At 69.7% G+C, this 23468-nt stretch carries 17 protein-coding genes; 9 read left to right on the top strand and 8 right to left on the bottom strand.

Annotated elements, in window-relative coordinates; translation table 11 throughout:
* Positions 1 to 175: 175 nt before the first annotated feature.
* Positions 176 to 3055, top strand: a complete 2880-nt coding sequence (locus BJ972_RS10280; RefSeq protein ID WP_129172531.1) for an FAD-binding and (Fe-S)-binding domain-containing protein — start codon at positions 176 to 178, stop codon at positions 3053 to 3055.
* Positions 3056 to 3232: 177 nt separating this feature from the next.
* Here BJ972_RS10280 and BJ972_RS10275 read toward each other — a convergent pair whose 3' ends face one another.
* From BJ972_RS10275 to BJ972_RS10250, 6 genes are all read right to left on the bottom strand, one after another.
* Positions 3233 to 4294, bottom strand: a complete 1062-nt coding sequence (locus BJ972_RS10275; RefSeq protein ID WP_129172532.1) for an ABC transporter ATP-binding protein — start codon at positions 4292 to 4294, stop codon at positions 3233 to 3235.
* Positions 4291 to 5097, bottom strand: coding sequence for an ABC transporter permease (locus BJ972_RS10270; protein ID WP_129172533.1), 807 nt, complete (start codon positions 5095 to 5097; stop codon positions 4291 to 4293). Before BJ972_RS10270 ends, BJ972_RS10275 begins: the two co-directional genes overlap by 4 nt.
* Entirely contained in the window at positions 5094 to 6026 is a 933-nt protein-coding gene (locus BJ972_RS10265; protein ID WP_129172534.1) for an ABC transporter permease, read from the bottom strand. Before BJ972_RS10265 ends, BJ972_RS10270 begins: the two co-directional genes overlap by 4 nt.
* A gap of 2 nt (positions 6027 to 6028) precedes the next feature.
* Positions 6029 to 7165: an ABC transporter substrate-binding protein gene (locus BJ972_RS10260; protein WP_129172535.1), complete on the bottom strand. Its 1137-nt coding sequence runs from the start codon at positions 7163 to 7165 to the stop codon at positions 6029 to 6031.
* A gap of 377 nt (positions 7166 to 7542) precedes the next feature.
* Entirely contained in the window at positions 7543 to 8913 is a 1371-nt protein-coding gene (locus tag BJ972_RS10255) for an MFS transporter (protein WP_373366820.1), read from the bottom strand.
* Positions 8910 to 9335 (bottom strand): MarR family winged helix-turn-helix transcriptional regulator, encoded by a 426-nt coding sequence (locus tag BJ972_RS10250; RefSeq protein ID WP_129172537.1) that lies wholly within the window; start codon positions 9333 to 9335, stop codon positions 8910 to 8912. Before BJ972_RS10250 ends, BJ972_RS10255 begins: the two co-directional genes overlap by 4 nt.
* A 188-nt stretch (positions 9336 to 9523) precedes the next feature.
* On the opposite strand from BJ972_RS10250, the gene BJ972_RS10245 reads away from it, so the two are divergent.
* The 8 genes from BJ972_RS10245 to BJ972_RS10210 all read left to right on the top strand — a co-directional run bounded on the left by BJ972_RS10245 (position 9524) and on the right by BJ972_RS10210 (position 17808).
* Complete coding sequence (locus tag BJ972_RS10245) at positions 9524 to 11233, top strand: circularly permuted type 2 ATP-grasp protein (RefSeq protein WP_129172538.1); 1710 nt, start codon at positions 9524 to 9526, stop codon at positions 11231 to 11233.
* On the top strand, positions 11227 to 12156 hold the full coding sequence (locus BJ972_RS10240) for an alpha-E domain-containing protein (RefSeq protein WP_129172539.1): 930 nt from the start codon (positions 11227 to 11229) through the stop codon (positions 12154 to 12156). The genes BJ972_RS10245 and BJ972_RS10240 overlap by 7 nt, the downstream gene beginning before the upstream one ends.
* Positions 12153 to 12998 carry a transglutaminase family protein gene (locus tag BJ972_RS10235; RefSeq protein ID WP_129172540.1) on the top strand — a complete coding sequence of 282 codons (846 nt, stop codon included), beginning with the start codon at positions 12153 to 12155 and terminating at the stop codon, positions 12996 to 12998. Before BJ972_RS10240 ends, BJ972_RS10235 begins: the two co-directional genes overlap by 4 nt.
* Positions 12999 to 13163: 165 nt before the next feature.
* Positions 13164 to 14009 (top strand): alpha/beta fold hydrolase, encoded by an 846-nt coding sequence (locus BJ972_RS10230; protein ID WP_129172541.1) that lies wholly within the window; start codon positions 13164 to 13166, stop codon positions 14007 to 14009.
* Positions 14010 to 14298: 289 nt separating this feature from the next.
* Positions 14299 to 15348, top strand: coding sequence for a lipoate-protein ligase LplAB (gene lplAB, locus BJ972_RS10225; protein ID WP_129172542.1), 1050 nt, complete (start codon positions 14299 to 14301; stop codon positions 15346 to 15348).
* 169 nt (positions 15349 to 15517) lie between these two features.
* Positions 15518 to 15925, top strand: coding sequence for a hypothetical protein (locus BJ972_RS10220; protein WP_129172543.1), 408 nt, complete (start codon positions 15518 to 15520; stop codon positions 15923 to 15925).
* Positions 15922 to 16878 carry a DNA-methyltransferase gene (locus tag BJ972_RS10215; protein ID WP_129172544.1) on the top strand — a complete coding sequence of 319 codons (957 nt, stop codon included), beginning with the start codon at positions 15922 to 15924 and terminating at the stop codon, positions 16876 to 16878. Before BJ972_RS10220 ends, BJ972_RS10215 begins: the two co-directional genes overlap by 4 nt.
* A 12-nt stretch (positions 16879 to 16890) precedes the next feature.
* Positions 16891 to 17808 (top strand): TIGR03560 family F420-dependent LLM class oxidoreductase, encoded by a 918-nt coding sequence (locus tag BJ972_RS10210; RefSeq protein WP_129172545.1) that lies wholly within the window; start codon positions 16891 to 16893, stop codon positions 17806 to 17808.
* Between the two features lie 187 nt (positions 17809 to 17995).
* On the opposite strand, the gene corA is transcribed toward BJ972_RS10210, so the two are convergent.
* Together corA and BJ972_RS17580 are read right to left on the bottom strand one after the other, a co-directional pair.
* Positions 17996 to 18994, bottom strand: coding sequence for a magnesium/cobalt transporter CorA (corA, locus tag BJ972_RS10205; protein ID WP_129172546.1), 999 nt, complete (start codon positions 18992 to 18994; stop codon positions 17996 to 17998).
* Positions 18995 to 19262: 268 nt separating this feature from the next.
* Positions 19263 to 23459 (bottom strand): fibronectin type III domain-containing protein, encoded by a 4197-nt coding sequence (locus BJ972_RS17580; protein WP_129172547.1) that lies wholly within the window; start codon positions 23457 to 23459, stop codon positions 19263 to 19265.
* Between the last annotated feature and the right edge of the window lie 9 nt (positions 23460 to 23468).

Raw genomic sequence — 23468 nt, 5'->3', positions numbered from 1 at the left:
CCGAACGTTACCGCACGGCAGCGGGGCAAGAGGCGACATTGCTCGTCTTGACACCGGTTGAAGGCTACGCAAGAGTATGTACATTCGTCAATGCAAAAATATGCACGACGCGATGACGACGTCGTGAGCAAGGAATCATCGTGGATGCCGCCCCACTCGCCACCCGGTGCGCCCGATGAGCGTCGCGACCGCCTCGCGCGCGGGCGTCGCCCCGTCGGACACGGCGTTCGGCGACCGCCTCCGCACCGCGCTCGGCCCGCGAACGGATGACGCGGTGAGCGTCGACGCCTTCGACCGTATCGTCGCAGCCGTCGACGCCTCGCACTTCCTCTATACGCCGAACGCCGTCGTCACCGCCGCCTCGACCGAGGACGTCGTGTCGGTCTTCCGCCTCGCGCATGCCGAGGGGCGCCACGTCACCCTGCGCTCGGGAGGCACGAGCCTCTCAGGACAGGCCTCGGCCGACGACATCCTTCTCGACACCCGACGCGGATTCCGCGACATCGAACCGAACGCCGACGGCAGCGTCGTGCGCGTCGGGCCCGGCGCGACCGTTCGTGCTGTGAACGCCCGCCTCGCCCGGTACGGACGGAAGCTCGGCCCCGACCCCGCGAGCGAGAGCGCCGCGACGATCGGCGGCGTCATCGCCAACAACTCGAGCGGCATGGCGTGCGGCACGGTGCACAACAGCTATCAGACGCTCCGCTCGCTCACCGCGGTGCTGCCGAGCGGCACGGTCATCGATACGGGTCGCGCCGACGCCGATGAGCGCCTCGCCGTCGCCGAGCCCGAGCTCTACGCGGGGCTCCTCCTGCTGCGGCAGCGCATCCTCAGCGATCCGGCGCACGTCGCCGAGATCCGTCGCCAGTACCGCGGCAAGAACACCATGGGATACGGCCTCAACTCGTTCCTCGACTTCGAGACGCCCGTCGAGGTGCTCGCGCACCTGCTCGTCGGCAGTGAGGGCTCGCTCGGTTTCGTCGCCGGCGCCGAGTTCGACACCATCGTCGTCGCCCGGCGCGCGGCGACGGCGCTCGTGATCTTCCCCGATCTCGCCTCGGCCACCGGCATCCTGCCCCTGCTCGTCGAGACGGGAGCCGCGACCATCGAGCTGATGGATGCCGGTTCGCTGCGTGTCGTGCAGGCCGACCCCACGGCGGCGGGCGTCGTCGACGACCTCGTGATCGAGGATCACGCCGCGCTGCTCGTCGAGTACCAGAGCACGGATGACGAGGGGCTCGCCGCCCTCGTCGCGGCCGCGCAGGCCGCGCTCGCCGCGGCCGGTGCTCCCGCTTTCGAACCCACGACCGATGCCCGGGAGCGCGCGAAGCTGTGGCACGTGCGGAAGGGCCTCTACGCGGCGATCGCCGGCGCACGCCCCTCGGGCACGACGGCGCTGCTCGAAGACATCGCGGTGCCGGTCGAGAGTCTCGCCGAGGCGTGCGTCGCCCTGCAGCAGCTCTTCGACCGTCACGGATACGCCGACGCCGTGATCTTCGGGCACGCGAAGGACGGCAACATCCACTTCCTCCTCACGGAGGACTTCACGAGCCCCGGCGGCGTCGAGCGGCAGCGCGTCTTCACCGAAGACCTCGTCGACCTCGTGCTCTCGCGCGGCGGAACCCTCAAGGCCGAACACGGCACGGGCCGCATCATGGCGCCGTTCGTCGAGCGCCAGTTCGGTGCAGAACTCTACGGAGTGATGCGCGAGGTCAAGCGGTTGTGCGATCCCCGCGGCATCCTGAACCCGGGGGTGCTCATCGGCGACGACCCCGAGGCGCACCTCACGCACCTGAAGCTCACGCCCGCCGTCGAGTCGGAGGTCGACCGCTGCGTCGACTGCGGATACTGCGAACCGGTGTGCCCGAGCCGCGACGTGACGCTCACTCCGCGGCAACGCATCGCCGTGCGGCGCGCGCGGGCGGCCGCGCAGGCATCGGGTGATGCGCGGCTCGACGCCCACCTCGCGCGCGCCGAGGAGTACGCCTCGGTCGAGACGTGCGCCGTCGACGGCATGTGCCAGACGGCGTGCCCCGTGCTCATCAACACCGGCGACCTCGTGCGGCGACTGCGCGAGAACGAGCAGCCTGCGCTCGTGAAGGCCGGCGGAGCGATCGCGGCGAAGCAGTGGAAGACCGTGAGCCGGGGAGCGGCGACGGCGCTCACGATCGCGAAGGCTGCTCCGGCTCCGCTCGTGACGGCGGCGACGGATGTCGGTCGCGCGCTCCTCGGAAGCGACATCGTTCCCCGGTACGGCCGCGACCTTCCGCGTGGTGGGCCGAAGCGCGCGGTGCGGGGTGGCGTTGGCGCGGCTTCGGATCTCGAGTCGACCGACGACACGATCGTGCTCTTCGCGGCGTGCGTCGGATCGATGTTCGGCGCCGCGGGCGACGGCATCGGCGCGGCCGAGGCGTTCCGGCGTCTGTGCGAACGGGCCGGAGTGTCGATCGTGACGCCCGAGAACGCCGACGGGCTCTGCTGCGGAACGCCCTGGAAGTCGAAGGGCCTCGCGGGCGGCTACGCGACGATGGTCGAGCGCGTCGCCGCGAGTCTCGTCGCCGCGTCCGACCGCGGGCGGCTCACGATCGTCACCGACAACTCGTCGTGCACCGAGGGACTCGTGCTCGCGATCCGTCAGGCCAACCGCACGGGCGCCGACCCCGTCGACCTCCGCATCGAGGACTCGGTCGACTTCGCCGCGCGGCGCCTGCTGCCGGGCATCCAGGTCACCGACCGTCTGGGCTCGCTCGCGCTGCACCCCACGTGCGCGAGCACTCGCCTCGGCTCGAACGACAACCTGCGCGCGCTCGCCGACGCCGTCGCCGAGACCGTCGACGTGCCCGACGCGTGGGGATGCTGCGGGTTCGCGGGCGACCGCGGCATGCTGCACCCCGAGCTCACGGCGTCGGCGACGGCGCCCGAGGCGGCGGAACTCGCGGGCGGCGGGCACGATGCGCACGCGTCCTGCAATCGCACGTGCGAGATCGGCATGACGCGCGCCACGGGCTCCGAGTATCGACACGTGCTCGAGCTCCTCGAAGAACGCACTCGCTGAGACATCCCTCTTCCCCTCTTCCCCCCCCCCCCCCCGTCTCGGCGTCACGAACGTGCTCTTCGACCCTCCCGAACAGCACAACCGTGACGCCCAGACCTCGGGGTTTCGGCGTCACGACACGCTGGCCAAACGCGCGACAACCAGCGTGTCGTGACGCCGAGACGGAGAAGCAGAGGGTCAGCGGACGGCCACGGGGGCGTCGGAGATCGTGATGTGCACGCGCTCGCCGAACTCGAGGCGCTCCGACGCGGCGTGCTGCACGCGCACGAGCTCGCCGGCATCCGTCGTCACGAGGGTGCGGCGCACGCTCCCGAGGAACGTCGACTCCTGCACGAGCGCGGGGGTGCCGGATGACGCGAGCCGCACGTTCTCCGGCCGCACGAACACCTCGGCCGGCCCGTCGGCGTGCTCCCCGATGACGGCGACACGTGCGCCGAAGACATCCACGAACCCGCCCGACACGACCGCCGAGACGACGCTCGAGAGCCCGACGAACGCGGCGACGTTGGCGGTCGCCGGGCGCAGGTAGAGCTCCTCGGGCGTGCCGATCTGGTCGATGCGACCGGCATCCATCACGGCGATCCGGTCGGAGACGGCGAGGGCCTCCTCCTGGTCGTGCGTGACGAACACCGTCGTGATGCCGAGGCGCAGCTGCAGCCGGCGGATCTCGTCTCGCAGCTGAACGCGCACCTTCGCGTCGAGTGCCGAGAGCGGTTCGTCGAGCAGGAGCACGCGCGGCTCGGTGACGAGCGCGCGGGCGAGCGCGACGCGCTGCTGCTGCCCGCCCGAGAGCTCGTGCGGGTACCGCTCGGCGAGGTGATCGAGGCCGACGAGGGCGAGGGCGTCGTGCGCCCGGCTCGCCGCGAGGCGCTTGTCGGCGCCGCGTCGCCGCAGCCCGAACGCCGTGTTCGCCGCGACGCTCAGGTGCGGGAACAGCGAGTACGACTGGAACACCATGCCGAGGTCGCGCCGGTTGGTCGGAACGCGCGAGACGTCATCCCCGCCAATGCGGACGATGCCGCCGTTCGCGACCTCGAGGCCCGACAGCACCCGCAGCGCGGTCGTCTTGCCGCAACCCGACGGCCCGAGCAGCGAGACGAACTCGCCCGGTTCGATGTGCAGGTCGAGGCCGTGCAGCACGCGGTTCGAGCCGTAGTCCTTGACGACGTCCTCGAACGAGACGGCCGTGCCCGTGCCGCGCGCGGCGAGCAGGGAGTTGTCGGCGGTGGCAATGGTCATGAGCGGCCTTTCGAGGTGCGACGTGCAGCGCCCGCTCGCCCGATCACGACGAGCAGGACGAACGCGAAGGCGAGGGCGAGGAGCGAGAGGATGACGGAGGCGTACGGGTCCTGCTTGCCGACGACCACGAGAGCCGTCTGCAGGTTCTGCCTGTTGAGGAGCGACGCGATCGTGAACTCGCCGAGGACGACGGCGACCGAGATGAGGGATGCCGCGAGCAGGCCGGGTCGCAGGTTCGGCGCCAGCACGCGCCCGAGGATCGTCGGCCAGCCGGCGCCGAGCGTGCGGGCCGCTTCGGCGAGCGTCTTCATGTCGGTCGCATCGATCGACGCCTGGATCGCACGGTAGGCGAACGGCAGCACGGTGATGCCGTAGGCGAACGCGAGGGTCCAGATGCCCGTGCCGAACGTGCGGCCGATGACGAGGTAGATCGGCGCGAGCCCGACGACGAGCACGATCGCGGGGATCGAGATCGGCAGCAGCACGAGGAACTCGAAGATGCGGCGGAGCCCGGGGAAGCGCAGGCTGATGAGCACCATCGTCGGCGCGAGCAGGAACAGCACGATCGCGACGCTCACGAGGGCGAGCACGAGCGAGTTGCCGAGGCCCACCCAGATGGGTCGATACTTCGACTCGTTCGCCGGATCGAACAGGGCGAGCCAGTTGACGAGTGAGTGGCCGCCCGAGCCATCCCTCGTCGTGTACTCGATCATCGAGACGATCGGAACGAGGAAGAGGCCGATGAGCACGACCGCGACGACCCAGCGGGTCGCGCGGCTCGGGCCGATGCCGCGCGCGCTCATCGACGCCACCGCGCAGCCCGGCGCTCGACGAGGGCGTAGAGGCCCATCGTGATGGCCATGACGACGACCATGCCGAGGGCGAGCGCGCCGGCGAGGTTCTCGCGGCCGAGCATCGTCTCGCTCGTGAGCGCCGTGCGGATCTGCAGGGGCACGATCTGCGAGCCCTGGCTCGCGAGCGCCGCGGCCGTCGCGTACGACGAGAAGGCGTTGGCGAAGAGCAGCAGGAGGCTCGCGAGGAACGACGGGGCGAGCACGGGCATGCCGATGTGCAGCCAGAAGCCCGCGCGGGTGCCGCCGAGCGAGAGGTTCGCCTCGGCCCACTGCGGCTTGAGGGCGCTCATCGCCGGCAGGAAGGTGATGATCATGAGCGGCACCTGGAAATAGATGTAGGGCAGCACGAGACCGGGGAGTCCGTAGATCCAGGCGCCGTCGGCGAAGATGTCGATGCCGAACGTGTCGCGCAGCCACAGCGTCACGAGACCCTGCAGGCCGATCGTCGCGATGAACGCGAACGCGAGCATGACGCCGCCGAACTGGGCGAGCACGCCGCTCGCAGCCTCGACGAGACCGCGCGAGCGGCTGCCCTCGCCGAGACCGAGCATGGCGTAGCAGGCGAGAGCGCCGAGGATCGCGCCGATGACGGCCGTGAGGGCCGAGAGACCGATCGAGTTCGCGAACGTCGACACGATGACGGGGTCGCCGAGGGCGAGCACGTTGTCGAGCGTGAAGCCGTCGTCGCTCGCGAAGCCGCTGCCGACCGCGAAGATCGTCGGCAGCGCGAGGAAGAGGGCGAGGTAGAGGGCGAACGGCACGAGGCCGATCGCGGCGGGCACCCCGGCGTGGCCCGAGCGCCGGGACGAACGCGCGGTGGCGTCCGTCCCGGCATCCGTCGCCCCGGGCGGGGATTCGATCGGGGCGAGGATCGTCATGACTAGTTGACCGCTGCGGCCCAGTTCGCGCCGAGGAGCGTACCGGCATCCGTCGACTGAGCCTCGGTCGGGACGACCGTCTCGTCAGGGGCCTCGGGGAGAGCGTCGGCGAGCGCCTGGTCGATGGTTCCGGCGTCGATCATGGCCTCCATGCGCACGGGGCGGGCGCCGCCCTTGAGCCACAGGTTCTGCACGTCGTCGCTGTAGAGGAACTCCTGCCAGAGGCGCGCGGCCGCGGGGTGCGGGGCGTCCTTGTTGATGGCCTGGTTGTAGTAACCGGCGTAGCCGGTTCCATCGAGGATCACGACCTCCCACGCGGGGTTCGACGCGGTGTGGGCGGCGTTCAGGTAGTCCCAGTCGAAGACGACGGGGGTCTCGCCGCTCGTGACGGTCGCGGTGGTGACGTCGACCTTCAGCATGTTGCCGGCCTGGTTGAGCTTCTGGAAGAAGTCGATTCCGGGCTGGAAGTCGTCGAGGTCGCCGCCCGACTGCACGGTCGCGAGACCGACGGCGGCGAACGCCGCGCCCGCCTGCGTCGGGTCGCCGTTGATCGCAACGGCGCCCTTATAGTCGGCCCCGAGGAGGTCGTCGAGGGCGGTCGGGGCGTCGTACTTCGACGAGTCGTAGCCGATCGACATGTATCCGCCGTAGTCGCCGACGAAGAGGCCGTTCGACTCCTTGAGGGCGTCGGGGATGTCATCCCACGTCTCGACCTTGTAGGGAGCGAAGTAGTCGGTCGACTGCAGGGCGACGGTGAGGCCGAGGTCGAAGACGTCGGGGGCGGTGTCGAGGCCCGCGTTGGTCTTCGCGGCCTGAATCTCCTCGGCGCTCGACACGTCGGGCGACTGCTCGGTGATCGAGATCTCGGGGTAGCGCTCGGCGAACAGGTCGAGGATCTCGCCGTAGTTCGCCCAGTCGCGGGGGAGGGCGATGACGTTCAGTGCGCCTTCGGCCTTGGCCGCGGCCTCGAGGTCGGCGAACGTGCCGAAGTCGGCGATGCTCGTCGCGGTGGCGGCGTCGGTCGCGGGTGCGTCGCCGGCTTCGGCTTCGGTTCCGGCGCACGAGCTCAGAACGAGCGACGCGGCTGCGGCGAGTGCGAGCGCTGCGGATGCGCGCTTCACGATCGCGGTGCGGGGCATGGGGGGTCCTCTCTCGACGGCGCACGGCGGAGCGGATCGGTGACCCGCGCTGAGACCGCCCGTGGCCGGAGTCGACCGTAGGCGCGGGCCGTGAATCATCGGGCGCGCGTCGGTAAACACCGGGCGAACGCCGGGCGTCCGTGAGCCCCGCCTGCGTCATCCGCCCGCCCCGCGCGCCTCCCGCGCCCCCGGGGCCTTCCGTCTCGGCGTCACGAATGTGCTGCTCGGGCGCTCCGAACAGCACATCCGTGACGCCGAGACAGGTGGTTTCGGCGTCACGACACGCTGGCTATGCGCGCGATAACCAGCGTGTCGTGACGCCGAGACGAGAAGACCGTGACGACGAGACGAGACGAGAAGTAGGGAGAGACGCAGCGTCAGGGGCGGACGGGCGCGGGGTTCTCCGAGACGACGGCGATGGCGGATGTCGTGGAGGGCACGGGCGTCGACCGGATGACGGGCATGCTCGCCGTGAGCGTGTCGTTCGCGAGCACGCCGTCGTACGTGACGGCGAGCCGCCAGCGGTACTCGGGGTGACGCGCGACGCGGAGGCCGCGCGAGACGACGAGCCACGTGAGTCCGATCGCGAACGCGACGACCGAGGCGACGGCCGCGACTCCGAGCGCCCAGCGCGGGCCGGCCTCGTTCGCGACCCAGCCGACGATGGGCGCACCGATCGGGGCGCCGCCCATGAGGATCGCCATGTAGAGGGCCATGACGCGGCCGCGCACGGCGGGCTCGGTCGTCGTCTGCACGTATCCGTTGGCGGTGGTGAGCATCGTCACGGCGCCGAATCCGATGAAGATCGTCGACACGGCGAAGAGCCAGTAGGTCGGCATGAGCGCTGCGACGAGGGCAGCGAGCCCGAAGAACCCGGCCGCCGCGATGATGACGCGCATGCGCGCCCGTTCGCGCCGCGCCGCGAGCAGCGCTCCCGTGAGCGAGCCGATCGCGAGGATCGACGACAGTAAGCCGTACTCACCCGCGCCGCGGCCGAACTCGACCGCCATCGTCGACGAGAAGATCGGGAAGTTCATGCCGAACGCGCCGATGAGGAACACGATCACGAACACGACGACGAGGTCGGGGCGCCGGGCGACGTAGCGCACGCCGGCGACGAGCTGCCCGCGGGAGCGCGGGGCCCGCGGCATCCGTTGCAGCTGCGAGGTGCGCAGCATCAGCAGCGCGCCGATGACGGCGAGGAACGTCACGGCGTTGATGAGGAACACCCAGCCCGAACCGACGAGCACGATGAGGAATCCGGCGAACGCGGGGCCGATGAGGCGGGCGGCGTTGAAGGATGCCGAGTTGAGCGCGACGGCGTTCGACATGTTGCTCTCGGCGACGAGGTCGGAGACGAAGGTCTGACGTGCGGGGGCGTCGATCGCGTTGACGATTCCGAGGCCGAGCGCGAAGGCGTAGAGGTGCCAGAGCTCGGCGTGCCCGAGCACGAGCAGGAGCCCGAGGCCGACGGCGAGCACCATGAGGAGCGACTGCGTGACCATGAGGATCTTGCGGCGGTCGAAGCGGTCGGCGATGAGGCCCGTGATGGGTACGAGCAGCAGCTGCGGGCCGAACTGCAGGGCGACGGTGAAGCCCACGGCGACGGCGTCGTTCTCGGTGAGCTCGGTGAGCACGACCCAGTTCTGGGTGGTCGCCTGCATCCATGCGCCGATGTTCGACACGAGCGCGCCGATGAACCAGACGCGATAGTTGTAGCCCGCGAGCGAGCGGAACATGGCACTCATCGGGTGGCGATCACCGCCATGATCTCGGCGGCGCGCGCGAGCACGTCGCGCTCGTCGGCGCTCAGCGTCTCGAGTTCGGCCGAGAGCCAGGCATCCCGCTTCTTGACGGTGTCGCCGACGACGGCGGTGCCCGACTCGGTGATGGCGACCGAGATCTTGCGCTTGTCGACGGGATCGGTCTCGCGCGTGACGTAACCGGTCTCTTCGAGGCAGTTGACGGTGCGGTTCATCGACGGAGCCGAGACCTTCTCGCGCTCGGCGAGGGCGGTGAGGGTGTGAGGGCCGTGCACGTGCAGCGCGGCGAGCGCGCCGAACTGGGGGTCGCTCATCGTGTCGTCGCTCTTCTGCGCGCGCAGCCGCCGGGCCAGCCGGAAGGTCGCCATGCGCAAGGCCGAACTCTGCTCGCCGATCGTCTCGCTCATTTTGCTTAGCCTAGCAAATTAGCAACGCTAACTAAATGTCCGGCCCGGGCGGCTTGTGATTCGTTGATGTCGTCTTCGCGGCGCCAGAACGACATCAACCAGTCACAAATGGTTCGGTGAGGCCCCCGACGCGGGAGCGACGTACCCCCGAAACGTCGCCGCAACGTGCCCCGGACTAGGCTCACGTCATGGCAACGCTCTTCGACGGCTATGCGGCCGCTCGCACCACGCGCCGCACCACCACGCAGCCCTGGGACGAGATGTTCCCGGTGATCGCAGCGGCTCCGAGCGATGCGCCGCCCGCGGCATCCGTTCGCGGCGCCTACCGCGACATCCATCGCGCCCTCGCCCGGATGACGCAAGAGGAGCTGCGCGGACGCACCGACGCCCTCGCGAGCTCGTACCTCGCCCAGGGCGTGACGTTCGACTTCGCCGGCGAGGAGCGCCCCTTCCCGCTCGACGCGGTTCCGCGCGTCATCGAAGCGGATGACTGGCTGAACGTCGAAGCCGGCGTGAAGCAGCGCGTGAAGACGCTCGAACTCTTCCTCGCCGACGTCTACGGACCCCAGAACGCCGTGCGCGACGGCGTCATCCCCGCCGCCCTCATCTCGTCGTCGAGCCACTATCACCGCCAGGCGGCGGGCATCACGAGCGCGAACGGCGTGCGCATCCAGGTGTCGGGCATCGACCTCATCCGCGACGAGCGCGGAGCGTGGCGGGTGCTCGAAGACAACGTGCGCGTGCCGAGCGGGGTGAGCTACGTCGTCTCGAACCGCCGGGTCATGGCGCAGACGCTGCCCGAACTCTTCGTCTCGATGCGGGTGCGCCCCGTCGGCGACTACCCGCACAAGCTGCTGCGGGCCCTGCGCTCGAGCGCCCCCGAGGGCATCGACGACCCCACCGTCGTCGTGCTCACGCCCGGCGTGCACAACTCGGCCTACTTCGAGCACACGCTGCTCGCGCGCCTCATGGGCGTCGAGCTCGTCGAGGGTCGCGACCTGTTCTGCTCGGGCGGTCGCGTCTTCATGCGCACGACCGCCGGCCCGACCCGCGTCGACGTCATCTACCGCCGCGTCGACGACGAGTTCCTCGACCCGCAGCACTTCCGCCCCGACTCGGTGCTCGGCGCCCCCGGCCTCATGCTCGCCGCCCGCCTCGGACACGTCACGATCGCCAACGCCGTCGGCAACGGCGTCGCCGACGACAAGCTCGTCTACACGTACCTGCCCGACCTCATGCGCTACTACCTCGGCGAAGAGCCGATCCTGCCGAACGTCGACACCTGGCGACTCGAGGAGCCCGAGGCGCTCGCCGAAGTGCTCGACCGCCTCGACGAACTCGTCGTGAAGCCTGTCGACGGCTCGGGCGGCAAGGGACTCGTCGTCGGCCCCGACGCCTCGCGCGAGGAACTCGACGTGCTCCGTCGCCGCCTGCAGCACGACCCGCGCGGGTGGATCGCGCAGCCCGTCGTGCAGCTCTCGACCATCCCGACCCTCGTGGATGACGGCATGCGGCCGCGTCACGCCGACCTGCGCCCCTTCGCGGTGAACGACGGCGACGACGTCTGGGTGCTCCCCGGAGGGCTCACGCGCGTCGCGCTGCCCGAGGGCCAGCTCGTCGTCAACTCGAGCCAGGGCGGCGGATCGAAGGACACGTGGGTGCTCGGCACGACGACGGCGGTGACCGCGGCCCGCGACGTGAGCGGTCTCGTCGCCGATCAGGCCGCGGCCTCGGGCGAGGTGCCTGTGACGACGTCGGCGAACGCCATCATCTACGACACGAACTCGCTGCCCGCGTCATCCCCCCACGATCTCGATGCCGACGCCCGACAGCAGCAGCAAGAGCAGCAGCAGCAACAGACCCGCAGCACCGAGCTCGAAGGGGGCAGCGCATGCTGAGCCGCATCGCCGAATCGCTCTTCTGGATCGGCCGGTACGTCGAGCGGAGCGACGGCACCGCCCGCATCCTCGACGTGCACCTCCAGCTGCTGCTCGAAGACCCCTGGATCGACGAGGACTCGGCCTGCCGCTCGCTGCTCTCGGTCATGGGCTCCGAACTCAACGACGACGTGCAACTCACCCGCAGCGACGTCATCGACCTGCTCGCCGTCGACCGGCACCACGCGGCATCCATCGCCTACTCGATCGTGTCGGCACGTGAGAACGCCCGCCGAGCGCGCGAGATCATCTCGACCGAGCTGTGGGAGTGCCTGAACGCGACGAACGCCCGCATGCCGCGCCGCGTCGCCGCCGACAAGACCCACGAGTTCTTCCGCTGGGTGCGCGAGCGCTCGGCCCTCGCCGTGGGCGTCGTCGAGTCGGCGACGAGCCGCGACGAGGTCTGGCACTTCTTCTCGCTCGGCCGCGCGATCGAACGCGCCGACATGACCGCACGACTGCTCGCGACGCGCTCCCTCACCGAGGCGAGCGGTGCGAGCTGGACGACGATCCTCCGCAGCTGCGGCGCGTACGAGGCGTACCTCCGCACGTACCGCGGCCTGCCGTCGACGCAGAACGCCGCCGAGTTCCTCATCCTCGACCGACTGTTCCCGCGATCGATCCTCTACGCGGTCATGCGCGCCGAGGAGTGCCTGCGCGAGATCGATCCCCGCTCGGGGCGCGTCGGCGTCGGCGATCAGGCGCAGCGCCTGCTCGGGCAGATCCGCTCGGAGCTCGAGTTCCGGCCCATCGCCGAGCTCATCGACGACCTGCCCGCGCACATGGAGAGCGTGCAGGCGGTGACGAGCGCGGCGAGCAATGCGATCCGTCAGCGCTACTTCCCGACGAGCGCCGTGCCCGTGTGGATCGGAGAGAACTCGTGAGCCGCCTGCGCATCGTGCACCGCACGGGATTCAGCTACGCCGAACCGGCGACCGCGTCGTACAACGAGGCGCGCATGTCGCCGTACAGCCAGGACGAGCAGTTCGTGCTGTCGTCGAGCCTCGAGATCCACCCGACCGCGACGCAGCACTCGTACCTCGACTACTGGGGCACGCGCGTGTCGACGTTCGAGGTGCTCACCCCGCACCGCGAGCTCTCGGTCACGGCGACGAGCGTCGTCGAGGTGCGGCCCATTCCCCGTTCCATCGGCGACATCGAGTGGGACACCCTCGACGTCGTGCGCGAGAGCGCCACGATCTTCGTCGAGCAGGCCCGTCAGACGCGAGCCACCGACCCCGATGAAGACGTCGTGGCGCTCGCCCGCGACATCCGCTCACGCGGCGGCAGCGTCGCGGAGGTCGCCCTCGAGGTGTGCCGCACGATCGGCGAGGCGATGCAGTACGTGCCCGGATCGACGGGCGTGCACACGACGAGTCGCGAGGCGTGGGCCGAGAAGCGCGGCGTCTGCCAGGACATCGCGCACGTGTCGATCGGGGCGCTCCGTGCCATCGGAATCCCGGCGCGCTACGTCTCGGGCTACCTGCACCCGCGACCGTCGGCGGCGATCGGTGAGACCGTCACCGGCGAATCGCACGCGTGGGTGGAGTGGTTCTCGGGCGACTGGCGCGGTTACGACCCCACGAACCAGCAGGAGATCGGCGAGAACCACGTGCTCGTCGCCCGCGGCCGCGACTACTCCGACGTCTCACCGCTCCGCGGCGTGTACGCGGGCCAGAGCGGCTCGACCCTCTTCGTCACCGTCGAGATCACCCGCGAGGCCTGACGCTCTCACCTCCCCACTCTCTTTCCCTGTTCGCAATTCAGGTGCGCACAGGCGTGTCGCGCGTCGCGACTGCGCAGAGTGGGGCGCGACACGGTTGCCGACCTGAATTGCGCACGGCAGGAGCGGCGGGAAGCGGGAGGGACGCCGAGGGTAGAGGATGTCGGCATGCCGGTTTTCATCGATGACCACGGGGTCCGCATCCACTACATCGTTCGTGAGGCCGAGAACCCGCGCGCGATCGTGCAGCTCGTGCACGGTGTGGGCGAACACGTCGGCCGCTACGGCGCCCTGATCGATGCGCTCGTCGCCGACGGTTTCTCGGTGTGGGCCGACGACCACCGCGGTCACGGGCAGACGGGCTTCGAGCAGCACGGCGGCGACCTCACCAAGATGGGGCGGCCCGGGCCGGGCGGAATGCGCGCGGCGATCGACGCCGTCGACAGGTTCACGACCGTCATCCGCGACGAGAACCCCGACCTGCCGATCGTGCTCGTCGGGCACTCGTGGGGTTCGTTCATCGCGCAGATCCTGCTCAACCGTCATCCGCTCGCCTACTCGGCCGTCGTGCTGTCGGGCACCGCGTACCGGATGCCGGGCTCGCTCGACTCGGGCGACCTCAATCGCAAGTACAAGACGCTCGGAACGACGGGCGCGGAGTGGCTCTCGCGCGACCCGGCGGTCGCCGAGGCGTTCGTCGCCGACCCGTACACGACCCTCACGCCGCTCGCGAAGCTCTTCGGCATCGGGGGAGCGCTCGCCCTGCTCGGACGCCCCGCGCGCGACCTGCCCGACGTGCCCGTGCTCATCATGGTCGGCGACGACGACACGGTCGGCGGCGAGGCGTCGGCGCTCAAGCTCGTGCGCTCCTTCGAGTCGCGCTCGCACCTCACCGACGTCACGCTCATCGTCTACGCGGATGCCCGCCACGAGATCTTCAACGAGACGAACCAGGCCGAGGTGCGCGCCGATCTGCTCGCGTGGCTCGACGCGCGGGTGCCGTCGCGCGGCTGAGCCGTGCGTGCGCGGGGCCGCGCGCTGCCGCCTCCTCGCTCCCGCGCCCTCGTTCCCGCCCCCCCCCGGCCCCACGCGATGCGTCCGTAGGCTTTTCGGTCGAAAGTAGGCGCGAGCGGCCGGATTTTCCCTACACTCCGCTCGATCCCCTACCAACGGCGGCGGATGACGGGCGCGGGGCGGGCGGATGACGGGCGCGGGGCGGGCGGATGACGGGCGCGGGGCGGGCGGATGACGGGTGCGCGCGACATCCGCCCCACCCCGGGTGCGGCCGCCGTAGGCTGGATGCATGCACGGTGAATACAAGGTCCCGGGCGGCAAGCTCGTCGTCGTCGATGTCGACGTGGTCGACGGAGTGATCGCGAACGCGCGTGTCGCGGGCGACTTCTTCCTCGAACCCGACGAGGCGCTCGACGCGATCAACGGCGCGATCAACGGGCTGCCCGCGGCGACCGACGCGAAGACGATCTCGAAGGCCGTGACCGAGGCCCTTCCCGCCGGAACGGTGCTGCTCGGCTTCTCGGCCGACGCCGTCGCCGTGACCGTGCGCCGCGCGCTCACCGAGGCCCGCGGGTGGGATGACTTCGAGTGGGAGGTCATCCACGAGCCCGCCGAATCGCCCCTCATGCACCTCGCACTCGACGAGGTTCTCGCGACGCGTGTCGGCGAGGGCGCGCGGAAGCCCACGCTGCGCTTCTGGGAGTGGGCCGACTCGGCCGTCATCATCGGCAGCTTCCAGTCGATCAAGAACGAGGTCGACCCCGAGGGCGCCGCGAAGCACGGCTTCCAGGTCGTGCGCCGCATCTCGGGCGGCGGCGCGATGATGGTCGCGAAGGGCAGCGCCGTCACCTACTCGCTCTACGTTCCCGCCGAGCTCGTGCAGGGCCTGAGCTTCGCCGACTCGTACGCGTTCCTCGACGACTGGGTGCTGCAGGGCCTCCGCGCTCTTGGCATCGACGCGACGTACCAGCCGCTCAACGACATCGCGAGCCCGCAGGGCAAGATCGGCGGCGCCGCGCAGAAGCGCCTCGGCTCGGGCGGCGTGCTGCACCACGTCACGATGGCCTACGACATGGACAACCAGACGATGCTCGAGGTGCTGCGCATCGGCCGCGAGAAGCTCTCCGACAAGGGCATCGCGAGCGCGGCCAAGCGCGTCGACCCGCTGCGCTCGCAGACGGGCCTCAGCCGAGAGGCCATCATCGACAGCCTCGCCGCGACCTTCACCAAGCTCCACAACGCCACACCCGGCCGCGTCACCGACGAGGAGCGTGCCGCCGCCGAAGAGCTCATCGCGACGAAGTTCTCGACCCCCGAGTGGACGAACCGCGTTCCCTGACGCCGGCCCGGCCCCGGCCCCGTCGCCGAGTGTCGCCGTTTGTGTCGAGTCTCGCCACTAGACCGGCGACACTCGACACAAACGGCGACACTCGACGCAACGACGGCCGCGATGCGTTCGTATGACGCCGTCGGCCGACCCGTCTCGCCGCCCCGGTAGAATCTGCCGGGTGGACTGGTGGATCTGGCTCGGCATCGCCGCGATCGTCGTCGTGGCGATCGCGCTCGCGGTGAACCGCGGCTGGGTCGACTTCTCCGACAAGACCCGCCGAGGCGGAGGAGGCGGCGGCGCGCTCCTCATCGGCGATGAGGTCTTCGCGCCGCGCAAGCACGAGGCGCAGGTCGAGCTCGACCGGCAGACCCTGCTGCCCGCCCCGGCACCGCTCCCGGGCGACGGCGACAAAGGCATCGCCTTCGCCGACACGACGGATGTCTCGGACGACGCTCTTCCCGAGCCCGTCGCCGACCCCGTGAAGGTGCCGTCGATGCGACGTGTTCCCGTCGCCGCGCCTCGTGAGTCCGGTTCGACCCCGGCGGCCGCCCGCTTCGACGGACGCATCCGTCTCGATCTCGAGTGAGCGCGCCCGGCCGCGTCATCCATGCCGACAACCTGTCGGTGCTGCCGACCCTCGCCGACGGTTCGTTCACCATCGTCTACCTCGACCCACCGTTCAACACGGGCCGCCAGCAGGTGCGTGCGTCGAGCAAGAGCGTGCGCTCCGAGACGGGGCCGATCACCGGTTTCAAGGGGCAGCGCTACGAGCGCATCCGCGGTGATCTGCTGCGCTACGACGACCGCTTCGACGACTACTGGGGCTTCCTCGAGCCGCGACTCGTCGAGGCGTGGCGCCTGCTCGCCGACGACGGCACCCTGTACCTGCACCTCGACTACCGTGAGGCGCACTACGCGAAGGTGCTGCTCGACGCGCTCTTCGGACGGGAGTCGTTCCTCAACGAGATCATCTGGGCGTACGACTACGGAGCCCGCACGAAGAAGCGGTGGCCGACGAAGCACGACACGATCCTCGTGTACGTGAAGAACCCGACCGGCTACCACTTCGACTCGACGGCCGTCGACCGCGAGCCGTACATGGCGCCCGGACTCGTCACGCCCGAGAAGGCCGAACTCGGCAAACTGCCGACGGATGTCTGGTGGCACACGATCGTGTCGCCGACAGGCCGCGAGAAGACGGGGTACCCGACGCAGAAGCCCGAGGGGATCCTCCGGCGCATCATCCAGGCGTCGAGTCGCGAAGGTGATTGGGTGCTCGACTTCTTCGCGGGCTCCGGCACGACGGGTGCGGTCGCCGCGGCGCTCGGCCGCCGGTTCGTGCTCGTCGACCAGAACCCCGAGGCGATCGCGGTCATGAAGGCGCGGTTCGACGGCATCCCGGGCATCGAGTTCGAGGTTCCGGGTGTCGAGGTCGCGTCGCCCGCGTCATCCGTCGCCGCCCCCTCCATCGCCGAAAGGTCGATCGCTCGGGGTGTTTCGCGCGAAGACCCCGTCGAATCGACCGTTCGCGCTCTCTGACAGACTCGAATCATGCGATTCCGGATCTTCACCGAACCCCAGCAGGGCGCGAGCTACGACGATCAGGTCGTCGTCGCGCAGACGGCCGAACGCCTCGGCTTCGACGCGTTCTTCCGCTCCGACCACTTCCTCTCGATGGGCGAGGGCGACGGGCTGCCCGGCCCGACCGACTCGTGGGTCACGCTCGGCGCGATCGCGCGTGAGACGTCGACGATCCGCCTCGGCACGCTCGTGAGCTCGGCGACGTTCCGTCACCCGGGCCTGCTCGCGATCCAGGTCGCGCAGGTCGATGCGATGTCGGGCGGCCGTGCCGAACTCGGACTCGGCACGGGCTGGTTCGCCGAGGAGCACGCGGCGTACGGCATCCCGTTCCCCGAGAAGCGCTTCGGCATCCTCGAGGAGCAGCTCGAGGTCATCACCGGCCTCTGGTCGACGCCTGTCGGCGAGCGGTACTCGTTCGCGGGCGAGCACTACACGCTCGTCGACTCGCCGGCCCTGCCGAAGCCCGTGCAGTCGCCCGTGCCCGTCGTCGTCGGCGGTGGCGGACCGAAGCGCACGCCGCGCGTCGCCGCACGCTTCGCGAGCGAGTTCAACATCGGCTTCACGCTCGACCCGAAGCCCGCCTTCGATCGCGTGCGCGCCGCGTGCGACGAGATCGGTCGCGACCCCGAGTCGCTCCACTATTCGTCGGCCCTCACGACCGCGGTCGGGGCGGATGACGCGGAGTACGCCCGCCGCGTGCGAGCGATCGGCCGCGAGCCCGAGACGTTCCGCGAGAACTCGCTCGGCGGAACCCCGCAGCAGGTCATCGACACGATCGGGCGTCTCGCCGACGACGGTGTCGACACTCTGTACGTGCAGATCATGGACCTGCACGACCTCGACCACCTCGAGCTCATCGCCGCCGAGGTGCTCCCCGCCTTCGCGTAGCCCCCGCGCGCGTCATCCCGCCCCACCCCACCCCCACCCCACGGTCTCGGCGTCACGAATGTGCTGTTCGCGCGCGCCGAACAGCACCAACGTGACGCCGAGACTCCAGGGTTTCGGCGTCACGACACGCTGGCCACACCGGGTTGAGCCAGCGTGTCGTGACGCCGAGACGAGGGGGGTGAGGGGGTCAGAGCCACTTGCGGCGCTTGAAGACCGCGTAGAGGCCGACGCCCATGAGCACCATCGCGCCGATCGCGAGGGGGTAGCCGAACTCCCATGAGAGCTCGGGCATGTTCTCGAAGTTCATGCCGTAGATCGTGCCGACGAGCGTCGGGGCGAAGAGGATGGCCGCCCAGCTCGAGATCTTCTTGACCTCTTCGTTCTGGGCGAGCGCCGTCTCGGTCTGGCGCTGCGTCACGAGGGTCGAGTGCACGGTGAGCGCGTTCTCGAGGAGGGCGCGGAACGAGTCGACGCGCTCGCCGACTCGGATCGCGTGGTCGAGCACGTCGCGGAGAGACCGCCGCAGCTCGAGGTCGACGTCGTACTTCTCGAACCCGCTCTGCAGCGCCTCGAGCATCGTGCGCAGCGGATGCACCGCGCGCTGCAGGTTGATGACCTCGCGCGAGAGCTCGTAGATGCGGCGCGAGAGGTCGTCGCCCGCGTCGCCGAAGAGCTGGTCCTCGATCTCGTCGATGTCGTTCTCGATGCCCGCCGCGACGGGTGCGTACTCGTCGACGACCTCGTCGAGGATGGCGTAGAAGATCGCCTCCGGACCCTTCGCGAGCAGCTCGGGCGAGTCTTCGAGGCGGCGGCGCACTCGGGCCAGATCGGGCGACTCGGCGTGCCGGATGGTCACGACGAAGTCGGTGCCGATGAAGACGTGCACTTCGCCGAACTCGACGGTCTCGTCGGCGTCGAGGTAGCGGGCGGGGCGCAGCACGGCGAAGAGCGTGTCGCCGTAACGTTCGAGCTTCGAGCGCTGGTGTCCGGTGAGGGCGTCTTCGACAGCGAGCGGATGCAGGTCGAATTCGTCGGCGACGGCATGGATCTCGTCGGGCGACGGACGGTAGAGGCCGATCCAGGCGATTCCGCCGCAGGCCTGCATGACCTCGAAGGTCTCGTCGAGGCTCGTCGGGTCCTGGATGCGGGTGCCGGCGACGTACACGCCGATGTCGATGACGGGCATGGTTCACGCTCCTCGTTCGCGGCCGCGGCGTTCCGGGGCCGATCGATGCTACTCCGTCATCCGCTCGCCTCACCCACCCCACGTCTCGGCGTCACGAATGTGCTGCTCGCGCGCACCGAACAGCACAAACGTGACGCCGAGACGGAAGGGTTTCGGCGTCACGACACGCTGGCTAAACCTGTTTTAGCCAGCGTGTCGTGACGCCCAGACAGAAGAGAAGAGAGGGGGCCCGCGCGTGCGCACGGACCCCCTCGGGTGGAGCGGATGACTAGTTCGAACGCTGCAGCATCACGAAGCCGACCGGGTGACGGTCGCGAGCCGAGACGTAGACACGTCCCTTCTCGGAGTCGACCGAGACGCCGTAGACCTTGTTGCCGTTCGCGTGCGCCGAGAGACGCGTCACGAGCGAGAGGTCGGCGGTGTTCAGCACCGTCACGCCGCTCGCGTTGAACACCGTCGACGCGTGACCGATGTAGACGCGACCGGCGACGGGGTCGACCGCCACCGAGCGCATGTCGGGTGCCACGGCGGCGAGCGTGCGCACGAGTTCGAACGTCGTTCCGTCGTAGACCCGGAGGCCCTCGGTGCCCGCGCCGTTCTCGTTCGACACGTAGACGAGGTTCGCGACCGCGTCGTAGGCGATGCCGTGCGACGACCAGTTCTCGCCCGGCGTCTCGACGGTCGTGATGCGCTCACCCGTGACGGCATCCATCACGTCGAATCCGGTGCCGCGCACGGCTCCGAAGACGCGGTTGCCCGCGACATCGACATCCATGCCGCGCACGTTCGCCGGGAAGGCGAACGGGCCACGCACGAGCGACGAGTCGTCGAGGTTCAGCACGAACCACGACGCACCGTAGGCGACGTAGAGCTCGCGCTTCTCGGCATCGAGGGCGACATCGCGGAGCCCCTCGTCTGCCGCGTTCGGCACGGGCATGTCGATGACGCGCACGATCGTGTCGGTCGCCGGGTCCATCTCCCAGACGCGCGCGGGGCGCATCTCGTTGGCGACGAACACGTGGCCGGTCGCCGGGTCGACGACCGATCCGACGGGGCGGGCGTCGAGCTCTTCGACCGCGAGGGCCGAGGGGATGACGCTGAGGGGCGTCGCCGTGTAGTCGAGACCCATCGGAGGAGTGCCCGGGTCGGTCGGGTCCGTCGGGTCGGTCGGGTCCGTCGGGTCGGTCGGGTCCGTCGGGTCGGTCGGGTCCGTGGGGTCCGTGGGCTCCGTGGGGTCCGTCGGATCCGTCGGATCGACCGGCACGCCGGCGCCGACACGCGTCGACATCGTGACCGCAGCCGGGGCCTGGCCGTCGCCCGGAACATCCTGACGGAAGTTGCGGTTGGCGGCGAAGACGCGCTGGTTCTTCTCGTCGACGGTGATGCCGTAGAGGTTCTGTCCGTACTTCGGGTCGGGGAAGTCGCCCTTCATCTCACCGGTCGCGGCGTCGTGGACCGAGAAGCCCGCCGTCGCGACGCCCGTGTAGCCGACGTAGACGAGACCGTGGGTCGAGTCGAAGTCGAGCTGACGCGGGTTCGCTCGGGTCGGGATGGCCCACAGGCGTGAGAAACCGCTCGCTGCCGAGAACACCTCGACGTTCGTGACATCCGGAACATCGTTGAAGTGCGCGACTCCGACTCGGCCGTTGACCTCATCGGCGGCGACGTAGTACGCGCCGGCCGTGTTGTTGACGACACCGATCGACTCGCCCGTGACGGCGTCGAGCACCTCGACTCCTCGCGAGGGAACCGCGCCGTAGACGTACCCGAGCTTCGGGTCGACGTCGATCGAGCGGTTCGACTCGATGAAGGGGAACGGTCCGCGCACGATCTGGCCGAACGTGGCGTCCGCGATCGAGACGACGACCCAGTTGCGGTTCTGCTGGCCCACGTAGAGCAGCTCGCCGGCCTCGTCGATGCCGATGTCGCGGATGTTCTCCGGCAGGCTCGTCTCGCGCAGCACCGTGTCGGTGTCGGGGTCGATCTCGAAGATCTTCCGGCCGTTCTGGTCGCCGAGGTAGAGCAGGCCGCTCGTGTTGTCGAACGCGACGCCGGCGGGAAGCGCGGCGTTGCCCGGGTTGACCGAGTCGAGGTCGCCCGACGGGGTGTAGTCGAACGTCTCGGCACCCGGCTCGAGCACACGCTGCGACACGGTGACGGCCGAGGCCGCCTGACCGTCGCCCGGCACATCCTGACGGAAGTTGCGGTTCGCGCCGAAGACGCGCTGCTTCTCCTCGTCGACCGTGATGCCGTAGAGGTTCTGGCCGTACTTCGGGTCGGCGAAGTCGCCGAGCTCCTCACCGGTGCGCGAATCGTGCACCGAGAAGCCCGCCGTCTGGACGCCCGTGTAGCCGACGTAGACGAGACCGTTGGCGCCGTCGAAGTCGAGCTGACGCGGGTTCGCGCGGGTCGTGATCGCCCACGTCTGCGCGAAGCCGTTGTCGACGTCGAACGCCTGCACGTTGGTCTTGTCGGCGATGTCGTGGAAGTACGTCGTCGCGACGAGGCCGTTCTCGGGGTCGGCGGCGACGTAGTACGCGTCGGCCGTTCCGTTGATGACGCCGATCGATTCGCCGGTCTCGGCGTTCAGCACCTCGACACCGCGCGAGGGGACCGCGCCGTAGACGAAGCCGCGCTCGGGGTCGACGTCGATCGAGCGGTTCGACTCGATGAAGGGGAAGGGCCCCCGCACGATCTCACCGAACGACTCGTCGGCGATCGAGACGACCACCCAGTTGCGGTTCTGCTGGCCGACGTAGAGCAGCTCGCGCTCGTCGTCGATACCGAGGTCGCGGATGTTCTCGGGCAGGCTCATCTCGCGGAGCACGGTGTCGGTGTCGGGGTCGATCTCGAAGATCTTCCGGCCGTTCTGGTCGCCGAGGTAGAGCAGGTCGCGCGACTCCGAGAACGTCACGCCGGCGGGCAGCGCGGCGTTCGACGGGTTGACCGAGTCGAGTTCCTTGACGTGCTCGTAGGCGACGCTGCCGATCGGGTCGACGGGCGGCTCGGGCTCCTCCGGGCCGCCGGGCTCGCAGCCGAGGCAGGGGGACGGGGTGCCGGGGTCGATCTCCTGCGGCGCCTGGTCGTCGGTGACGGCCTTGCCCGCGTCGTTCTTGGTGATCGTGAATCCGTCGACGTAGACGCCGTCGGCACTGCGGGCTTCGAAGCGCAGCGTGTCGCCCGAGAGGTCGATGACCTGGTACATCTGCGTGCTCGTCACGAGGCGGCGCAGGTGCGCGTCGTTCTCGTTCCAGTGACGCGGGCCCGGCTGGTAGAACTTCGTGCCGACGCTCGAGCCCACGTAGACGGGGCCGTCGTAGTTGAGTTCGGGGTTCCACCATTCGGGGTTACCCGCCTCCGCGGCATCCGTGTTTCCTCGACCGTAGGCGTGGTCGTGACCCTGGAGAACGAGGTCGACGCCGTACTTCTCGAACACCGGCAGCCACGCGAGACGGATGCCGAGGTTGTTGCGGCCTTCGTCGAGCGAGAACACGGGGTGGTGGAAGAAGACGACCGTCCACTTCTGCGGGTTGTCGGCGAGCTGCTTCTCGAGCCACGCCGTCTGGACGCCGAGGGATGCCGGGTCGGACAGGTTGCTGTTGAGCGAGATGAAGCGCACGCCCTGGTAGTCGGTCGAGTACACCGTGCCCGCGAGGGCCGCGGCGATCTCGGCGGTCGCCGTCTGCCCGGCGACCGTCGACGGGTCGCCCGCGACGGGTCCGTTCGCCGGGAAGTCGAACTGGGTGCGCCAGTAGTCCGACAGGCCTGACTCGTACTCGTGGTTGCCGGGCGTCGCGAGGATGTTCTTCGTGCCGAGCACGTAGTCGCTCGCCGCGAACGCCTCGCCCCACTGCGCGTGCGAGTTGGCGTCGTCGATGAAGTCGCCGCCCTGCACGACGAGGTCGGCGTTCGGGCGGTCGTTGAACGCGGCGCGCATGACGCGCGAGCTGTCGGAGAGGATACCGTTCTGCACGTCACCGAGGTAGATGAACGAGAAGTCGCTCGCCCCGGCGGTCGCCGTCGTGAAGTGCTGCCACTCGCTGAAGTTCGTGCCGTCGCCGACGCGGTACTGGTAGGTCGTGTCGGCGGTGAGGCCGTCGAGCAGCACGGTGTGGAAGCGGGCGCCGTAGCCGAGGTCGGTCGAGACCGTGTCGGAGCTCTCGGCCGCGACGACCGTCGCAGCCGTGTACGGCGTCGCCGTCACGGTGCGGAACTGCGCCTGCGGGCTCGTGACCGACGCCGACGTCTGCCAGGTGATCTTCTGGCTCGTCGCGGGGGTGGATGTCGGTGTGAGCGCGATCCGTTCGGGGATGCGCGTCGGCGTCCACTGCTCTTCCGCCGAGGTCCCGGCAGCGAAGGCTGCGGGGGCTCCGGCGAGGGGGAGCAGCAGGCCGGCCGAGAGTGCCGCGACGGCACCCAGGGCGAGCGTTCGACCGGAGCGCCGGCCGAAGAACGTGCGGGTCATGGTGGGGGA

It is taken from the genome of Agromyces atrinae (assembly GCF_013407835.1).
GTDB classification, from domain to species: domain Bacteria; phylum Actinomycetota; class Actinomycetes; order Actinomycetales; family Microbacteriaceae; genus Agromyces; species Agromyces atrinae.
Note: the sequence above shows the minus strand (reverse complement) of the source record. Positions and strands in the feature narration are given on the sequence as shown.

Excerpts from the sequence above, each read along its gene's own strand:
- BJ972_RS10280 (WP_129172531.1), top strand. The coding sequence starts at position 176 with ATGAGCGTCGCGACCGCCTCGCGCGCGGGCGTCGCCCCGTCGGACACG.
- BJ972_RS10275 (WP_129172532.1), bottom strand. The coding sequence starts at position 4,294 with ATGACCATTGCCACCGCCGACAACTCCCTGCTCGCCGCGCGCGGCACG.
- BJ972_RS10270 (WP_129172533.1), bottom strand. The coding sequence starts at position 5,097 with ATGAGCGCGCGCGGCATCGGCCCGAGCCGCGCGACCCGCTGGGTCGTC.
- BJ972_RS10265 (WP_129172534.1), bottom strand. The coding sequence starts at position 6,026 with ATGACGATCCTCGCCCCGATCGAATCCCCGCCCGGGGCGACGGATGCC.
- BJ972_RS10260 (WP_129172535.1), bottom strand. The coding sequence starts at position 7,165 with ATGCCCCGCACCGCGATCGTGAAGCGCGCATCCGCAGCGCTCGCACTC.
- BJ972_RS10255 (WP_373366820.1), bottom strand. The coding sequence starts at position 8,913 with ATGAGTGCCATGTTCCGCTCGCTCGCGGGCTACAACTATCGCGTCTGG.
- BJ972_RS10250 (WP_129172537.1), bottom strand. The coding sequence starts at position 9,335 with ATGAGCGAGACGATCGGCGAGCAGAGTTCGGCCTTGCGCATGGCGACC.
- BJ972_RS10245 (WP_129172538.1), top strand. The coding sequence starts at position 9,524 with ATGGCAACGCTCTTCGACGGCTATGCGGCCGCTCGCACCACGCGCCGC.
- BJ972_RS10240 (WP_129172539.1), top strand. The coding sequence starts at position 11,227 with ATGCTGAGCCGCATCGCCGAATCGCTCTTCTGGATCGGCCGGTACGTC.
- BJ972_RS10230 (WP_129172541.1), top strand. The coding sequence starts at position 13,164 with ATGCCGGTTTTCATCGATGACCACGGGGTCCGCATCCACTACATCGTT.
- lplAB (WP_129172542.1), top strand. The coding sequence starts at position 14,299 with ATGCACGGTGAATACAAGGTCCCGGGCGGCAAGCTCGTCGTCGTCGAT.
- BJ972_RS10210 (WP_129172545.1), top strand. The coding sequence starts at position 16,891 with ATGCGATTCCGGATCTTCACCGAACCCCAGCAGGGCGCGAGCTACGAC.
- corA (WP_129172546.1), bottom strand. The coding sequence starts at position 18,994 with ATGCCCGTCATCGACATCGGCGTGTACGTCGCCGGCACCCGCATCCAG.
- BJ972_RS17580 (WP_129172547.1), bottom strand. The coding sequence starts at position 23,459 with ATGACCCGCACGTTCTTCGGCCGGCGCTCCGGTCGAACGCTCGCCCTG.